15 protein-coding genes are annotated in these 16366 nt (G+C 72.9%); 9 read left to right on the top strand and 6 right to left on the bottom strand.

Features of this window, described 5'->3' with window-relative positions; genetic code table 11:
• Positions 1-19: 19 nt before the first annotated feature.
• A complete protein-coding gene (locus ACYU8I_RS08360; RefSeq protein WP_460839452.1) occupies positions 20-1828 on the bottom strand; it encodes a gamma-glutamyltransferase family protein in 1809 nt (602 codons plus the stop codon).
• A 47-nt stretch (positions 1829-1875) separates the two neighbouring features.
• Here ACYU8I_RS08360 and ACYU8I_RS08355 point away from each other — a divergent pair, with 47 nt between their 5' ends.
• A complete protein-coding gene (locus tag ACYU8I_RS08355) occupies positions 1876-3525 on the top strand; it encodes a fatty acid--CoA ligase (protein ID WP_460839450.1) in 1650 nt (549 codons plus the stop codon).
• A gap of 3 nt (positions 3526-3528) precedes the next feature.
• Here the strand turns inward: ACYU8I_RS08355 and ACYU8I_RS08350 are convergent, their stop codons facing one another.
• Together ACYU8I_RS08350 and ACYU8I_RS08345 are read right to left on the bottom strand one after the other, a co-directional pair.
• The gene (locus tag ACYU8I_RS08350) at positions 3529-3972 is read right to left on the bottom strand and encodes an Lrp/AsnC family transcriptional regulator (protein WP_460839449.1); all 444 of its coding nucleotides are present in this window, start codon (positions 3970-3972) and stop codon (positions 3529-3531) included.
• A 116-nt stretch (positions 3973-4088) separates the two neighbouring features.
• Positions 4089-4571 (bottom strand): Lrp/AsnC family transcriptional regulator, encoded by a 483-nt coding sequence (locus tag ACYU8I_RS08345; RefSeq protein WP_460839447.1) that lies wholly within the window; start codon positions 4569-4571, stop codon positions 4089-4091.
• 185 nt (positions 4572-4756) lie between these two features.
• Between ACYU8I_RS08345 and ACYU8I_RS08340 the strand changes: the two genes are divergently transcribed.
• Genes ACYU8I_RS08340 through ACYU8I_RS08305 form a run of 8 tightly spaced genes read left to right on the top strand, consistent with a single transcriptional unit; the run spans position 4757 to position 13393 of the window.
• Complete coding sequence (locus tag ACYU8I_RS08340; RefSeq protein ID WP_460839445.1) at positions 4757-5932, top strand: polyamine ABC transporter substrate-binding protein; 1176 nt, start codon at positions 4757-4759, stop codon at positions 5930-5932.
• Positions 5916-7109, top strand: a complete 1194-nt coding sequence (locus ACYU8I_RS08335) for an ABC transporter ATP-binding protein (protein ID WP_460839443.1) — start codon at positions 5916-5918, stop codon at positions 7107-7109. Before ACYU8I_RS08340 ends, ACYU8I_RS08335 begins: the two co-directional genes overlap by 17 nt.
• Positions 7109-8023, top strand: coding sequence for an ABC transporter permease (locus ACYU8I_RS08330; RefSeq protein ID WP_460839441.1), 915 nt, complete (start codon positions 7109-7111; stop codon positions 8021-8023). The genes ACYU8I_RS08335 and ACYU8I_RS08330 overlap by 1 nt, the downstream gene beginning before the upstream one ends.
• The gene (locus ACYU8I_RS08325) at positions 8020-8844 is read left to right on the top strand and encodes an ABC transporter permease (RefSeq protein ID WP_460839439.1); all 825 of its coding nucleotides are present in this window, start codon (positions 8020-8022) and stop codon (positions 8842-8844) included. Before ACYU8I_RS08330 ends, ACYU8I_RS08325 begins: the two co-directional genes overlap by 4 nt.
• A complete protein-coding gene (locus ACYU8I_RS08320; RefSeq protein ID WP_460839437.1) occupies positions 8841-10265 on the top strand; it encodes an NAD(P)/FAD-dependent oxidoreductase in 1425 nt (474 codons plus the stop codon). The genes ACYU8I_RS08325 and ACYU8I_RS08320 overlap by 4 nt, the downstream gene beginning before the upstream one ends.
• Positions 10266-10312: 47 nt before the next feature.
• Positions 10313-11701 (top strand): amidase, encoded by a 1389-nt coding sequence (locus tag ACYU8I_RS08315; RefSeq protein ID WP_460839435.1) that lies wholly within the window; start codon positions 10313-10315, stop codon positions 11699-11701.
• Positions 11698-12585 carry an SDR family NAD(P)-dependent oxidoreductase gene (locus ACYU8I_RS08310; protein ID WP_460839433.1) on the top strand — a complete coding sequence of 296 codons (888 nt, stop codon included), beginning with the start codon at positions 11698-11700 and terminating at the stop codon, positions 12583-12585. Before ACYU8I_RS08315 ends, ACYU8I_RS08310 begins: the two co-directional genes overlap by 4 nt.
• Positions 12572-13393: a DNA-formamidopyrimidine glycosylase family protein gene (locus ACYU8I_RS08305; RefSeq protein ID WP_460839431.1), complete on the top strand. Its 822-nt coding sequence runs from the start codon at positions 12572-12574 to the stop codon at positions 13391-13393. The genes ACYU8I_RS08310 and ACYU8I_RS08305 overlap by 14 nt, the downstream gene beginning before the upstream one ends.
• Here ACYU8I_RS08305 and ACYU8I_RS08300 read toward each other — a convergent pair.
• The 3 genes from ACYU8I_RS08300 to ku all read right to left on the bottom strand — a co-directional run bounded on the left by ACYU8I_RS08300 (position 13390) and on the right by ku (position 16348).
• Entirely contained in the window at positions 13390-13986 is a 597-nt protein-coding gene (locus ACYU8I_RS08300) for a class F sortase (protein ID WP_460839429.1), read from the bottom strand. The genes ACYU8I_RS08305 and ACYU8I_RS08300 overlap by 4 nt on opposite strands.
• Positions 13987-14000: 14 nt before the next feature.
• On the bottom strand, positions 14001-15236 hold the full coding sequence (locus tag ACYU8I_RS08295) for a hypothetical protein (RefSeq protein WP_460839427.1): 1236 nt from the start codon (positions 15234-15236) through the stop codon (positions 14001-14003).
• 131 nt (positions 15237-15367) lie between these two features.
• On the bottom strand, positions 15368-16348 hold the full coding sequence (gene ku / locus ACYU8I_RS08290; protein ID WP_460839425.1) for a non-homologous end joining protein Ku: 981 nt from the start codon (positions 16346-16348) through the stop codon (positions 15368-15370).
• Positions 16349-16366 lie beyond the last annotated feature (18 nt).

Raw genomic sequence — 16366 nt, 5'->3', positions numbered from 1 at the left:
GCCCGGGGGCGCGAAACGCTCAGCGGCCGACCGCGTAGCCCTGCATCCCGCGGGGGTTGGCCCCCGCCTGGAGCAGGCCGGTGGCCGGGTCGCGGGAGACGGCGCACATGCGACCGAGGGTCCACGGACCGTCGACGGTCACGGCGTGGCCGCGGGCGCGCAGCCCGTCGAGCACCTCGGGCGAGGTCCGCGACTCCGCCACGACCGCACCCGGCTCCATGCCCCGGGGATGGAACGAGCCCGGGAAGCTCGTGGTGTGGCTCATCGGCGCGTCGATCGCCTCCTGCAGCGTCATGCCGCCCACGAGGTGGCGCAGCAGGAACAGCGACTGCCACTGGTCCTGCTGGTCGCCGCCGGGGGAGCCGCAGGCCACGACAGGCACCCCGTCGCGCAGCACCAGGGTGGGGGTGAGCGTCGTACGCGGTCGGGCGCCGGGCTCGAGCGAGGCGGGCAGCCCCTCGTCGAGCCAGAACATCTGCGAGCGGCTGCCGAGGCAGAAGCCGAGCTCGGGGATGACCGGGGAGCTCTGCAGCCAGCCTCCGCTCGGGGTGGCCGAGACGACGTTGCCCCAGCGGTCGACCACGTCGAGGTGGCAGGTGTCGCCGCGACCCTCCAGCTCGGAGGCCGCCCGCTGGACGGTCGGCTCGCCCGTGGTGACGCCGTCGCCCACGGCGACCGCCTCGCCGGCCACCAGGCGTCGCACGTGCTCGGCCAGCCGCGGCTCGAGGCCGCCCGGGGAGCCGGGCCGCAGGCCGTGGTCGGCGGTCTCGCCGACCAGGGCTGCGCGCTCGGTGAGGTAGGCGGGGTCGAGCAGGTCGTCGACGCTGACGGGGGAGCGGTCGCCGAACCACGCCTCGCGGTCGGCCATGGCCAGCTTCCAGGCCTCGACCAGCGCGTGGGCGCCCTCGGGGGTGTCGGGGTCGGTGAGCCCGCGGTGCTCGAGCACCCCCAGCACCTGCAGCAGGCCCGGACCCTGGCCCCACAGGTCGGTCTTGGCGACCTCGGCGCCGGCGAAGGAGCGCACCACCGCGGGCTCCCACGTGGCGCTGAAGTCGGCGAGGTCCTGGCCGTCGACGAACCCGGTCACCTCGAGCTCGGCCTCGCCGTGCCGGTGGCGCCACGACCGGGCGCGGAAGGCGTCGACCGCCTCCGCCACGAAGCCCTCGCCCCAGGCACGGCGGGCCGCCTCGGCCTGCCCGGCGACGTCGGACCCGGCGGAGGTCGCGGCCTCACCGAGCCGGCGCAGGACAGCGGCGTACGGCGCGTTGCGCACGAGCTCACCGGGCCGGGGCACGTGCCCGCCGGGCAGCCACAGCTCGGCCGACGTCGGCCAGTCACGCTCGAACAGCGCCTGCACCCGGGCGAGGGTGTCGACGACGCGCGGCAGCACCGGGTGGCCGTGCTCGGCGTAGCCCAGCGCGGGCTCGAGCACGGTGGCGAGCGGCAGCGTGCCGTGGTCGCGGAGCAGGAGCAGCCAGGCGTCGACGGCGCCGGGCACGGCCGCTGCAGCCACGCCGGAGCCCGGCACGTGGTCGAGGCCGAGGGCGGCGTACGCCTCGCGGGTCGCGGCCCGCGGGGCCGGGCCCTGCCCGCACAGCACCCGCGGCGTCGGGTCGTCGGCGGTCGCGACGATGGCCGGCAGGTCTCCCCCGGGACCGTTGAGGTGCGGCTCGACGACGTGCAGCACGAAGCCGCCCGCGACAGCGGCGTCGAAGGCGTTGCCGCCGAGCTCGAGCATCCGCATCGCCGCCTGGGAGGCGAGCCAGTGGGTGGAGGACGCCATGCCGAAGGTGCCCTGGAGCGTCGGTCGCGTCGTGAAGTCAGCCACGCCCCGGACCCTAGACACCGGCTCACGGGGACCGGCAGGCTCCCGCCATGCGCAGCACGATGCAGGACGTCCCGCTGTCGGTCCGCGAGATCGCGCGCCACGGCACCACGGTGCACCGCGACTCCGAGGTGGTGACCGCGACCGCCGACGGCTCCCGCTCGACGACGTACGGCGAGCTGGGCGCGGAGGTCGCGCGGCTCGCCCACGCACTGCGGGGCCTCGGCGTCGAGGGCGACCAGCGGGTCGCGACCTTCATGTGGAACAACGCCGAGCACCTCGCGGCGTACCTCGCGGTGCCCTCGATGGGCGCGGTGCTGCACACCCTCAACATCCGGCTGCCCGCCGAGCAGCTCGTCTACATCGCCAACCACGCCGAGGACCGGGTCGTGCTGGTCGACGCCTCGCTGGTGCCGCTGCTGGCCCCCAACCTCGCGGGCATGGCGACCGTCGAGCACGTCGTCGTCGCCGGGCCCGAGGCCGTCGACGCCGACCTCGGCCCGCTGGAGGGCCACGGCGCGCAGGTGCACCGCTGGGCCGATCTGCTGGCCGACCAGCCCGACGCCTTCGAGTGGCCCGAGGTGGACGAGCGCGACGCCGCCGCGATGTGCTACACGAGCGGCACCACCGGTAACCCCAAGGCCGTCGTCTACAGCCACCGCTCGCTCTACCTGCACTCGATGGCGATCTGGAGCGGCACGGTCGCCGCGCTCGACGCCCACGAGCGGGTCCTGCCGATCGTGCCGCAGTTCCACGCCAACGCCTGGGGCCTGGTGTACGCCGCCCTGATGAGCGGCGCGTCACTGTGCATGCCCGACCGCTGGCTGCAGGCCGAGCCGCTGTGCCGGTTCATGGCCGAGAGCCGGCCGACGGTCTCGGGCGCGGTGCCGACGGTGTGGAACGACGTGCTCGGCCACCTCGAGAAGCACCCGGAGGCCAAGCCCGAGTCGCTGCGGCTGATCCTGTGCGGCGGCTCGGCGGTGCCCCTGTCGCTGCAGCAGGGGCTGTGGGGCCACGGCATCGAGGTACGACAGGCGTGGGGCATGACCGAGACCTCGCCGGTCGCGTCGGCGGGCCGCCCGCCGCTGGGCGTAGAGGAGGAGACCGAGGAGGCGTGGCGCTTCCGCGCGACGCAGGGCCGGCTGCTGTGCGGGGTCGAGGGACGCATCGTCGGCGACGACGGCGACGCGCTGCCCGCCGACGGCCGCTCGGTCGGCGAGCTCGAGGTGCGGGGCCCGTGGGTCACCGGCTCCTACTACAACAGCGACGACCCCGACGTGGGGCAGAAGTTCCGCGACGGGTGGCTGCGCACCGGCGACGTCGGCAAGCTCGACGACCGGGGCTTCATCACGCTCACCGACCGGTCGAAGGACGTCATCAAGTCGGGCGGCGAGTGGATCTCGTCGGTCGACCTCGAGAACGCCCTGATGGGTCACCCGGCGGTGGTCGAGGCGGCCGTCGTCGCGATCCCCGACGAGAAGTGGGACGAGCGCCCGCTCGCCACCGTCGTGGTGCGCGACGGCGAGCAGGTCAGCGTCGAGGAGCTGCGCGAGCACCTGGCCCAGGACTTCGCCAAGTGGCAGCTGCCCGACGCCTGGGCCTTCATCGACCAGGTGCCGCGCACCAGCGTGGGCAAGTTCGACAAGAAGGTGATCCGCAAGCAGTTCGCCGACGGCGAGGTGCAGGTCGAGCGGGGCTGACGCTCAGCGCACGCCCCAGGTGTAGCTCTGCTTCTGCAGCTCGAGGTAGAGGAAGGTGTGGATCGCGGTCACGCCGGGCAGCGGCTTGACCCGGGTCGTGACGATCTCCAGCAGGTGGGCGTCGCTGTCGCCGACCACCTCGACGAGCAGCTCGAAGCTGCCCGAGGTGATGACGACGTAGCAGACCTCCGGCACCTCGCTGACGGCCTGCGCCACCGCCCTGACCGACTCCGCGTCCACGCTGACGCCGAGCATCGCCTGGCGAGCGAAGCCGAGCTGGAGCGGGTCGGTGACCGCGGTGAGCTGCATGACACCTGCGTCGACCAGGCGACGTACCCGCTCGACGACCTCGTCCTCGTCGAGGCCGACCTCGGCGGCGATCTCGGCGTACGGCCGGCGGGCATCGCGCTGCAGCAGGCCGATGATGGCCTTGCTCGCGGGATCCATCGTCATGCTCGGCGGGCGGGCGGAGTGTCGCGGCGGGGGCGAACCCTCGGACGGCAGCTCCCCCTTGATCACGCGGCGATACTCCCACGGGGCGGGGTCGGGCGCGGCAAGTCGGACTAGCGCACGCCCCAGCTGTAGACCTGCTTGGCGAGCTTGAGGTACATGAAGGTCTCGGTGGTGCGCACCCCGGGCACGGCGCGGATGCGGTCGCCGACGAGCGACAACAGCTCCTCGTCGCTGGCGCTGACGACCTCGCACAGCACGTCGAAGCCGCCCGCCGTCATGACGACGTAGATGACCTCGTCGAGCCGCGTCAGGGCCTCCGCGACGGGGCCGACGGCGCCGTCGACGTGGATGCCCACCATCGCCTGGCGCGAGAACCCCAGCTGGAGCGGGTCGGTCACCGCGACGATCTGCAGCACGCCCGCCTCGGTCAGCCGTTGCACCCGCTGGCGCACCGCGGCCTCCGAGAGACCCACGACCTTGCCGATGGCGGCGTACGACCGTCGGCCGTCGGCCTGGAGTTGCTCGATGATCTGCTTCGACAGGTCGTCGATCAGGCCGCTGGCCCGCGAGGTGCCGTTGCGCTGCTCGGTCATGGCCCACATCGTGGCCGCCGGGCGTCGCCGTGGCAAGGCGCTCGGTCCGCGATCCGCAGCCTGATGGCCTACGTGATGACGGTTCCGTGGCGATCGTGTTTCGCGGCGACGGAATCCCTTGTCACGACGTCGTACGTCGTGTGAGCATGCGGGCCGGGGGACGGCGGCAGGAGGAGGAGCACAAGGTGGCCCCACGGCAGACCGGCGCCTCGCGCCGCACCTTCCTCAAGGGAGCCGGGCTCAGCGCCTTCGCGCTCGGCAGCGCGGCGCTGCTCCCGCTCTTCGGCACCGACGGCGCCTCCCAGGACCCCGCGTCCTGCCGGGCGCCCGACGTCTCGGCGCGCGACAGGCGCCTCGTGGTCTCCAACTGGCCGGCCTACATCGACCCGCCGCGCCAGCGCGGCAGCACGCTGAGGGCCTTCGAGGCCGACACCGGCATCAGCGTCGACTACACCGACGACGTCAACGACAACGCCGAGTTCTTCGCCAAGGTCCGCAACCAGCTCGGGGCCTGCGAGCCCATCGACCGCGACATCATGGTGCTGACCGACTGGATGGCCGCCCGCATGATCGGGCTCGGCTGGACGCAGCCGCTGGCGCGGGACAAGGTCGCCAACCTGCACGACAACCTGCTGCCCGCGCTGCGCGACAAGGCGTGGGACCCCGACCGCACCTACTCGGCGCCGTGGCAGACCGGCCTGACGGGCATCGCCTACAACGCCGGGCTGACCGGCGAGGTCGGCAGCTTCGCCGACCTCCTCGAGCGTCAGGAGCTGCGCGGCAAGATCACGCTGCTCTCCGAGATGCGCGACACGATGGCCTTCGTCCTCAAGGTGAACGGGGCCGACCCCGAGGACTTCACCGAGGACGAGTGGTACGACGGGATCGACTACCTGCGCGGGCGCATCAGCGCCGGCCAGGTGCGTGCGTTCACCGGCAACGAGTACATCCAGGACCTCACCGCCGGCAACATCGTCGCCTGCGAGGCGTGGTCGGGCGACGTGATCCAGGCGCAGTTCGAGAACCCCGACATCCGCTTCGTCGTGCCGGAGGAGGGGCTCAACCTCTGGAGCGACAACATGCTCGTGCCCAACAAGGCGACGCACCGCGAGAACGCCGAGGCCTGGATCGACTACTACTACGACCCGGTCAACGCCGCGAAGCTCGCGGCGTGGGTCAACTACATCTGTCCGGTCGAGGGCGCGCGCGAGGAGATGGAGAAGATCGATCCCTCCCTCGTCGACAACCAGCTGATCTTCCCCTCCGAGGAGAGCCTGGCCGAGACCTTCGACTTCATGGCCCTCAACGAGACCCAGAACCAGCAGTACGAAGGAGACTGGTCCGATGTCACGAGTGGCTGAGGTCCCCGACGCCCACGCCGCGACCGGGGCGACCCGGGCTGGTGACGCGAGCGCGACGGGGCTGCGCATCCGCGACCTGCGCAAGGAGTTCGCCGGCTTCACGGCCGTGCACTCCCTCGACCTCGACATCCCCACGGGCTCGTTCTTCGCGCTCCTCGGGCCGTCGGGCTGCGGCAAGACCACGACGCTGCGCATGGTCGCCGGGCTGGAGGTGCCGACGTCGGGCAGCATCCGACTGGGGGAGCGCGACATCACCTGGGAGAAGCCCTACCGGCGCCCGGTCAACACCGTCTTCCAGAACTACGCGCTGTTCCCCCACCTCGACATCTTCGAGAACGTCGCCTTCGGCCTGCGCCGCCGGCGCCGCAAGGACGTCCAGCGCGAGGTCGAGGCCATGCTCGAGCTCGTCGAGCTCACCTCGCAGGCCCGCAAGAAGCCGGCCCAGCTCTCCGGCGGCCAGCAGCAGCGGGTCGCGCTCGCGCGGGCCATCATCAACCGCCCCGAGGTGCTGCTGCTCGACGAGCCGCTCGGCGCGCTCGACCTCAAGCTGCGCCGCTCGATGCAGATCGAAATCAAGCGCATCCAGGAGGAGGTCGGGCTGACCTTCGTCCACGTCACCCACGACCAGGAGGAGGCCATGACCATGGCCGACACCATCGCGGTGATGAACGCCGGGCGCATCGAGCAGATGGGTGCGCCCGCCGAGCTCTACGAGAACCCCCGCACCACCTTCGTCGCCAACTTCCTCGGCCAGTCCAACCTGGTCGAGGGCACGGTCGTGGGTCGCGACGGCGACGACGTCAAGGTCGACATGCAGGGCACCACCGTGACCATCCCGGGTGCCCGCGCCCACGTCGACGGCGCCTCCGGCCAGCGCGGCTGGGTCGGCATCCGCCCCGAGAAGGTGCTGGTCGCCGAGGAGGGCGAGGTCATCGACGCGCCCGGCAACAGCATCCCCGGCGGCGTCGTCAGCGACGTCTCGTTCGTCGGGGTCAGCACCCAGTACCTCGTGCGGATGCCGTGGGGCCAGGAGCTGATGGTCTTCGAGCAGAACACCGGCCGACGTCGGCTGTTCCGTGTCGGCGAGCGCGTCGACGTGTCGTGGCGTCCCGAGTACGCCTTCCTGCTCGACCACAGCCAGGACCGTGCCGCCGGTCGCGACGAGGACGCCGACTGATGACGGCGGTCGCCGACCCGCCGGTCACGCAGACCCCGCCCGAGCCCGAGCAGCGTCGCGCGCCCCGCCCCCGCGGGCGGCTCACGGCGTACTGGCTGCTGCTGCCGGGCTCGCTGTGGCTCGCGCTGTTCTTCGTGGTGCCGTTCTACTCGCTGATCGCGACGAGCCTCTACGACCAGGACGGCTCGATCTTCGCCGGCTACGACATGGCGTGGGCGTTCGGCAACTACGTCGACGCGATCAGCGCCTACTGGCGGCCGCTGGTGCGCTCGCTGGTGTACGGCGGCATCGCGACCGCCGTCTGCCTGGTGCTGGGCTACCTGCTCGCCTACGCCATCGCCTTCAAGGCGGGCCGCTGGAAGAACCTCATGCTCGTGCTGGTCATCGCGCCGTTCTTCACCAGCTTCCTGGTGCGCACGCTGTCGTGGAAGCTGCTGCTCGAGGACGAGGGCTTCATCGTCACCACGCTGCAGGCGCTGCAGGTGCTCGGCGACGACGGCCGGCTGCTCGCGACGCCCTTCGCGGTGGTTGCCGGGCTGACCTACAACTTCCTGCCGTTCATGGTGCTGCCGCTGTACGCCAGCCTCGACAAGATCGACGTCCGGCTGGTCGAGGCGTCGAAGGACCTCTACGCCAACCCGGTCACGAGCTTCTTCAAGGTGACCTGGCCGCTGTCGCTGCCCGGCGTGGTCAGCGGCACGCTGCTGTGCTTCATCCCGGCCGTCGGCGACTACATCAACGCCCAGCTGCTCGGGAACACCCAGACCCGCGTCATCGGCTCGGTGATCCAGTCGCTGTTCACCGACGCCAACAACTTTCCGATCGCGGGCGCGCTGTCGATGGTGCTGATGCTGCTGATCCTGGCGATGGTGCTGGTCTACGTGCGCCGGTCGTCGACGGAGGACCTGCTGTGAACGGACCGCTGCAACGCCTCGGCCGCTGGGTCGGCTCCCACCTGGTGATGGTGGGCGGCATCCTCGTGCTCGTCTACATGTTCGTGCCGATCTTCGTGGTCGTGCTGATGAGCTTCAACAAGCCGGCCAGCCGGCAGGTCTACCGCTTCGACGAGTTCACGCTGGGCAACTGGCTCGACCCCTGCGCCGACGCGAGCATGTGCGAGGCCGTCAGCCGCAGCGTCCAGATCGGGCTGCTCGCGACGCTGGTCTCGACGGTGCTGGGCACGATGATGGCCTTCGCGCTGGTGCGCCACCGATTCCACGGGCGGTCGGTGGCCAACCTCGCGATCTTCCTGCCGATGGCCTCGCCCGAGATCGTGCTCGGCTCGTCGCTCCTGGCCCTGTTCGTCGCCGCCGGCTTCGCCGGCCAGCTGGGGTTCTGGACGATCCTCATCGCCCACATCATGTTCTGCCTGTCGTTCGTGGTGATCACCGTGCGCGCCCGGCTCGCGGGGCTCGACGGCAACCTCGAGCAGGCGGCGATGGACCTCTACGCCAACGAGTGGCAGACCTTCCTGCGGATCACCTTCCCGCTCGTCTTCCCGGGCATCCTCGGCGCGGCCCTGCTCGCCTTCTCGCTGTCCTTCGACGACTTCATCGTCACCAACCTCAACGCCGGCAACACGACCACCTTCCCGATGTACGTCTGGGGCGTCGCGCAGCGCGGCGTGCCGATGCAGGTCAACGTCGTCGGCACGGTCATGTTCGTGGTCTCGGTCGCGATCGTGCTCGGCGTCGAGCTCAACCGGCGGCGGCAGGAGAAGGCGCTCGCACGATGAGCCGCCCTCGCTCCTCGGCGCTCGACGACCGCGTCGCCAAGGCCCTCGCCGGCGCGCGTCCGGCCGTCTACTGGCTCGACGACCCCGACCGACCCGACCCCCTGCCGCCGCTCGACGGGCCCGCCGCCGCCGACCTCGTGGTCGTCGGCGGTGGCTACCTGGGGCTCTGGACGGCGCTGCGGGCCGTCGAGCGCGACCCCGGCCGCGACGTGCTCGTGGTCGAGGGCGAGACCTGCGGCCACGCCGCGAGCGGCCGCAACGGCGGCTTCTGCGAGGCCAGCCTGACCCACGGCTTCGGCAACGGCCTGGCGCGCTGGCCCGAGGAGCTGCCGCTGCTGCAGCGGCTCGGCCAGGACAACCTCGACGGCATCGAGGAGACGATCCGCCGCCACGACATCGACTGCGACTTCGTGCGCTCCGGCACGCTGGCCGTGGCCAACCGGCCCCACCAGCTGCCGTGGCTGCGGGCGACGTACGCCGACATGCTGGCGGAGGGCGAGCACGTCACCTGGCTCGAGGCCGACGCGGTGCGCGAGCGGGTCGACTCGCCCACCGCCCTCGCCGCGCTGCGCGACGCCCGCGGCGGCGCGCTCGTCGAGCCCGCCCGGCTGGCGTGGGGCCTGCGCCGGGCCTGCCTGGAGTCGGGCGTCCGCATCGTCGAGGGCACCCGCGTCACCGGGGTCGCCCGCTCCGGCGCGGGGGTGGCCGTGGCCACCGACGCGGGGCCCGTCGCCGCGCGCCACGTCGTGCTCGCCACCAACGCCTACCCCTCGCTGCTGCGCCGGCTGCGGCTGATGACGGTGCCGGTGTGGGACTACGTGCTGATGACCGAGCCGCTGACGCCCGAGCAGCAGGACGCCGTGCGGTGGTGGCGCGGCCGCGAGGGCTGGTCGGACGCCAGCAACGAGTTCGTCTACGCCCGCACCACCCGCGACGGCCGGATCCTGTGGGGTGGCCACGACGCGGTGTACCACTACGGCAGCGGAGCCGGCCCCGAGCACGAGCAGCGCGCCGCCACCCACGCGACGCTCGCGCGGCTCTTCCACGAGGCGTTCCCCCAGCTCGAGGACGTCCGGTTCTCGCACACCTGGGGCGGCATGATCGACACCTGCACCCGCTTCGCCGCGTTCTACGGCACCGCCCTCGCGGGCCGGGTCGGGTACGCCGCCGGCTTCACCGGCCTGGGCGTCGGCGCCACCCGCTTCGCCGCCGACGTGCTGCTCGACCTGCTGTCGGGGGAGTCCTCGGAGCGCACCGAGCTCGAGATGGTGCGCCGCAAGCCCGTCCCCTTCCCGCCCGAGCCGGTCCGCTACCTCGGCATCGAGGCCACCCGCCGCTCGCTCGCCCGTGCCGACGAGACCGGCAAGGAGAACCTCTGGCTCAGGGCCACCGCGGCCCTCGGGCTCGGCTTCGACAGCTGAGGGCGGCCCCGCCGACGTCGTCGGAGGGCGTGGCTACGCTCGCGGACGTGGACGTCGACCCGGCTCTGATGGACCTCGCCGCGACCGAGCTCGTCCGGCGCACCCGGGCGGGGGAGGTGTCGCCCGGCGAGCTCGTCGAGGCCGCGCTGGCCCGGATCGCCGAGCGCGACCCCGCGCTGAACGCCTTCAGCGTCGTGAGGGCCGACGAGGCGCGGGCCGAGGCCCGCGAGGTGCCGCAGGGACCGCTCCACGGGCTGCCGGTGGCGGTCAAGGAGGAGCTCGACGTCGCGGGGTGCGTGACCACCTTCGGCGGCCGTGGCAACTCGACGCCGGCGGCGGCCGACTCCGAGGTCGTGCGACGGCTGCGCGAGGCGGGCGCCGTGGTGGTCGGCAAGACGCGGATGCCGGAGTTCGGCCAGTGGCCGTTCACCGAGTCCGAGGCGGGCGGCACCACCCGCAACCCGTGGGACCCCTCCCGCACGCCGGGCGGCTCGAGCGGGGGCACGGCCGTGGCGGTCGCCGCGGGCATGGTGCCGGTGGCGATCGGCGGTGACGGCGGTGGGTCGATCCGGATCCCGTCGGCGTGCTGCGGGCTGTTCGGGCTCAAGCCTCAGCGGGGTCGCGCGAGCACGGCGCCGATGCCGCACCTGTGGTGGTCGCTGGGGGTCGTCGGCCCGCTGACCCGCACGGTGGCCGACTCCGCGATGGTCAACGACGTGCTGCGGGGCACGCTGCCGGGCGACCGGTGGCGGGCCGAGGAGCCGGTCACCGACTTCGCGACCGCCGCGGCGACCGCGCCCGGGCGGCTGCGGGTGGGGGTGCTGACGCGGGGGTCGAGCCCGCTGGTGACCGCCGACGCGAGCAACGTCGCGGCGGTGCACGAGACCGCCCAGCTGCTGGCCGACCTCGGACACGACGTGCGCGAGAGCGACGCGCGGCTGCCCGACCCGACGGTGCCGTTCGTGCCTCAGTTCTTCGCCGGCATGGGCGCCGAGGCCGACGCGGTGGAGCACCCCGAGCGGCTCGAGCGCCGCACCCGGCAGACCTACGCCCTCGGTCGGTGGGCGAGCGACGCCGTCGTCGAGCGGGCGATCCGGGCGGGGGAGCGGCTCGCCGACCGGGTCGACACCCGGTTCTTCGACGGCGCCGGCGCGGTCGACGTGCTGCTGACGCCGACCCTGGCGCAGCGCCCGCCGGAGGTGGGCGTCGTACGCGGGGGCACGGTGCGCATGGCGCTGACCTCGCTGCCGATGATCGACTTCTGCGCGCTGTGGAACGTCACCGGCCACCCGGCCGCCGCCGTGCCCGCCGGACTCGGCGACGACGGCCTGCCCCACTCGGTGCAGCTCGTCGGGCGCCGTCACGACGAGACGACGCTGCTGTCGCTCGCCGCCCAGCTCGAGCGGGCGCGCCCGTGGGAGATGCCGGCGCTGTGACCTCGTTGCTCCTGACGCCCGCCGCCCTCGTGCGGCGCCACGTCGTCGCCCCGCTCGCGCGCGCCGTGGGTCGTCCGCTGCCCAGCCCGCTGCGCGGCCAGGTCGTGCTCGTCACCGGGGCCTCCTCCGGCGTGGGGGAGGCCACCGCGCTCGAGGTCGCCCGGAGGGGCGCGACCGTGCTGTGCGTGGCGCGACGGCAGGCCGAGCTCGACCGGGTGGTGGCCGCCGTCACCGCCGAGGGCGGGCGCGCGGCGGCGTACCCCTGCGACCTGACCGACGCCGACGCCGTCGACGCGCTGGTGGAGCAGGTCGAGCGCGACCACGGGCGGGTCGACTACCTCGTCAACAACGCCGGGCGCTCGATCCGGCGCTCGCTGGAGCTGTCCTACGACCGGGCCCACGACTTCGAGCGGACCATGGCGGTCAACTTCCACGGCCCGGTGCGGCTCACGCTGGGGCTGCTGCCGGGGATGCGCCAGCGGCGTCACGGGCACGTCGTCAACGTGGTCACGTGGGGGGTGCAGCTGAAGGCGCTTAAGTTCGCCGCCTACATCGCCTCCAAGACGGCGCTCGACACGTTCGCGCGCATCGCCGGTCGTGAGGCGTGGCGCGACGGCGTCACCTTCACCAACGTGCGGCTCGACCTCGTGCGCACCGACATGATCACCGCGACCGAGGCCTACCGCGACGCGCCGGCCCGTACGCCGCAGCAGGCCGCGGCGATGGTGGTCCGGGCGCTGGAGGACCGCCCCGTCGCGGTCAACACGCTCGTCGGTCGCGCCGGCGAGATCGCCGACCAGGTCGCGCCCCGCGTGATGGACCTCGTCATGGCCACCATCGACGGCCGCACCACCGACTCCAGGGCCGCCCGTGCCCGAGGGTGACAGCGTCTGGCTGGTCGCGCGCAAGCTCGACCGGGTGCTCAGGGGCGGCACGGTCACCCGCTCCGACTTCCGGGTGCCAAGGCTGGCGACGCGCGACCTGACCGGGCGCACGCTGCTCGAGCACGACACCCACGGCAAGCACCTGCTCACCCGCTTCTCCGGCGACGTGACGCTGCACAGCCACCTGCTGATGGACGGCTCCTGGAAGACGACCGGGCCGGGCAAGCGACTGCCGGGCCGCTTCATGCAGCAGGTGCGGGTGCTGCTGCAGGTCGACAGCGGCCACTCGGCCTACGGACTCAAGGTGCACCGCCTCGAGCTGGTGCGCACCTACGAGGAGCACCGCGTCGTCGGGCACCTCGGCCCCGACCCGCTGCGAGCCGACTGGGACCCCGAGGAGGCGGTACGCCGCCTGCGCAGCGACCCCGAGCGCCCCCTGGTCGCCGCGATGCTCGACCAGCGGCTGGTCGCCGGGTGGGGCAACCTGTGGGTCAACGAGCTGGCGTTCCTCATGGGCACCAGCCCGTGGACGCCGGTCGGCGAGGTCGACGTCGAGCGGCTCGTCGAACGCGGCGCCGACGCGTTGTGGCGCTCGGCCCACACCGACGGCGCCTACCAGGTGACGACCGGCAACACCGCCCGCGGCGAGACCCACTGGGTCGCCGGTCGGCAGCGCCGGCCCTGCCTGCGGTGCGGCGGGCCGATCCACATGGTCGACGAGGTCGCGGGCGACCCGGAGCAGCGCCGGACCTGGTGGTGCCCGACCTGCCAGCCGGGGCCGGCCCCCGTGGGGCGCACGCGCACCTAGGCCGCCGACTTCTCCCGCGGCTCGGTGCGCACGCCGAGCTGGTCGGCGTGGACGACGACGTTCTCCTCGAACTCCGTGCCGTTCCACCCGGTGCAGGTGATGAGCACGAGCCGGTTGTCGCCGCGGTCCTGCGAGAAGAGCTCGACCGCCTGCTCGGCCAGCTCGGCCTCGCTCAGCACCTCGACCTTCGTGATCCGGTAGACGACCCGGCCCTCGTCGGTCACGACGACGGCCCGGGCGCCGCGCTTCGCGTCGCCGAGGCGGTCCATGGCGCCACCGCCCGTGCGCACGGTGTGGCCCGTCAGCACGGTCTGGCCGGTCGCCGCGCCGGGACGGCGGCTGCCCTTCCACCACCCGACGAGGTCGGGGTCGGAGGGCGGGTCGAGCACGCCGTCGGCCGGGAGCCCGACCGGTACGACGGCCGCCCGCAGCCCGGCGGAGGGCACCCGCAGCTCGACCGGGGTCGACGGCGCCGACAGCCGCTGGAACCGGGCCTGGGGGCCTTCACCGGCCTCACCGGAGGGCATGGCCAGGCCGAACCCGGCCAGGAACAGGGCGACGAGGGCCAGGCCCCCGAGGACACGGTCGAGCACGACGCCTCCTCGGCTCAGCCGCGGAGCGCGCTGCGGCGACGCAGCGAGCCCCACCCGGCGGCACCCGCCGCGGCGGCACCGACGGCCAGAGCGGCGTACCCGGCCACGCCGACGCCGTCGTCGTCGCCGGCCTCGCCGGCGGAGACGGCGGTCGGGATGCGCGGTCCGGCATCCGGCTGCTCCGGCGCCGGCGCCGGCGGCTCCTCGGCCGAGACCACCCCGGCCGGCCCGCAGCCGACGTCGCCGATCTTGACGTCGAGCAGGGCCGCGTCGACGAACTGCTCGGCAGCAGGCAGCACCTCGGCGTGGAGCGCGGTGACCCGGATCGAGTCGGCGGTGGGGTTGCTCTGCTCGTTGAGCGTGATGCGGAGGAGGTTGTCCTCGAGGGGGGCGAGCTGGTCCTCGATGTTGTCGCGGATGGCAGCGACCAGCTGCTGGCGGATCGGCTGGATGAGCAGCTCGCCGGCGGGGTCGAGGGCGCCGGTGAGGGAGTCGTTGAGATCGCTCTCGACGCCTTCGAGCAGCACGTCGACGACGGAGCTGAGGTTGGTCAGGACCTCGGTGTCCGGACCCGGGTTGGCCGGGAGCTCGGCCAGCACGAGGTCCTGGCGACCGCCGCTCGCGACCAGCCGCGCATTGGCGATGCTGGCCGATCCGGACGGCGACCCGTCCTGCACGGTGCAGCGCCCCTCCACTGCGTCGAGCCGCAGGGTGAGGCCGAGCTCGCCGGCGGCCTGCTCGATCCCACCCGTGACGGTCCCGATCGCACCGTCGATCGGAGTGGTGAGCTGGTCGAGCACCGCCTTCAGCTCGGCGGGCAGCTGGTCGATGCCGCCGGTGATGTCGCCGACCCTGAGGTCGCCCAGGCTGCCGGCGATGCTGTTGCCCGGTCGCAGGCACGAGCCGTCGCCGATCTGGATGACGCCGCCCCCGCTACCTGCGACGCCGGCGCACGCGGCCGAGAAGCCGTTGCCGGCGGTGGCCTGCTGGGTCAGCACGCCGACGTTGACGAAGCCGCCACCGGGGATGGACGCCGGCGTGGTGTTGCCCGAGACGCTCTCGTTCTCGCCGTCGAAGGTGGCCTCGACAGGTCCGGTGCCCTGACCGCCCTGGCCGGCGACGCCGACGATCGCGGCGGAGGCGTCGGCGCGCGACACGACGGTGGCAGCACCGGCGAGCGGCGCGGCGACGAGGACGGTGGTGGCGGCGACGGCGAGTCCGGCGGCGGCGCGACGGGTGCGGTGGTGCATGGCGTAGGTCCTTCTGTCTCCCACGGGGCCGTCGATCGGCCCCGTCCCACCCGCCTCAACGGTGGGGCCCACGGGAAGGTTACGCGCATCAACCGGACAAAAGGTGCGGGTTTCTGCGGCTCGGTGTCGCGCTAGGACGCCTTCTTGGCGGCGGCCTTCTTCGACGGGGTCTTCTTGGTGGTCGACTTCTTGGTCGCGGTCTTCTTGGCAGCAGTCTTCTGTGCGGTCTTCGACGCGGTCTTCTTGGCGGGCGACTTCCTGGCGGAGGCCTTCTTCGTCGCCCTCGACGCCGTGCCGGCCGCCGAGTCGTCCTCGCCGTCGTCCTTGCTCTCGCCCCGGGCGCTGCGAGCCGCGTCGACGCTGCGCTGCAGCGCAGCGAGCAGGTCGACGACCTCACCACCGGTCTTGGTCGACTCGGGCGTGCGCTCGACCTCGCCGCCCTCGATCTTGGCCTTGACCAGCGCCTCGAGCGCCTCGCGGTAGTCGTCCTCGTACTCGTCTGCGTCGAAGTCGCCCGCGAGCGTCTCGACGAGCATCTGGGCCATCTTCTTCTCCTGCGGCTTGGCCTCGTCGGTGTCGACGGAGGCGAAGTCGGGGGAGCGGATCTCGTCGGGCCACATCATCGTCTGCATCACGATGACGTCGTCGCGCACGCGGAGCACGGCCAGCGACATCCGGTTGCGCAGCGACACCGTCACCAGGGCCATCCGGTCGGCGTCGACCAGCGCCTCGCGCAGCAGGGCGTACGGCTTGGCGCCGGACTTCTCGGGCTCGAGGTAGTAGGACTTCTCGAGCAGCATCGGGTCGACCTGGTCGACCGGCACGAACTTCTCGACGCTGATCTCGCGGCTGCTCTTGCTGGGCAGGTCGGCCATGTCCTCGTCGGTGAGGATGACCATCTCGCCGTCCTCGGTCTGGTAGCCCTTGGCGATGTCGGCGTACTCGACCTCCTCGCCGTCGAGGCTGCACAGACGTTGGTAGCGGATCCGGCCGCCGTCCTTGGCGTGCACCTGCCGGAAGGTGACGTCCTTGCTCTCGGTGGCGGCGTACAGCTTCACGGGCACGCTGACCAGGCCGAACGAGACGGCGCCCTTCCAGATCGCACGAGGCATGTGCTCAGGATGCCCGTC

It is taken from the genome of Nocardioides marmoraquaticus, from assembly GCF_054777915.1.
Note: the sequence above shows the minus strand (reverse complement) of the source record. Positions and strands in the feature narration are given on the sequence as shown.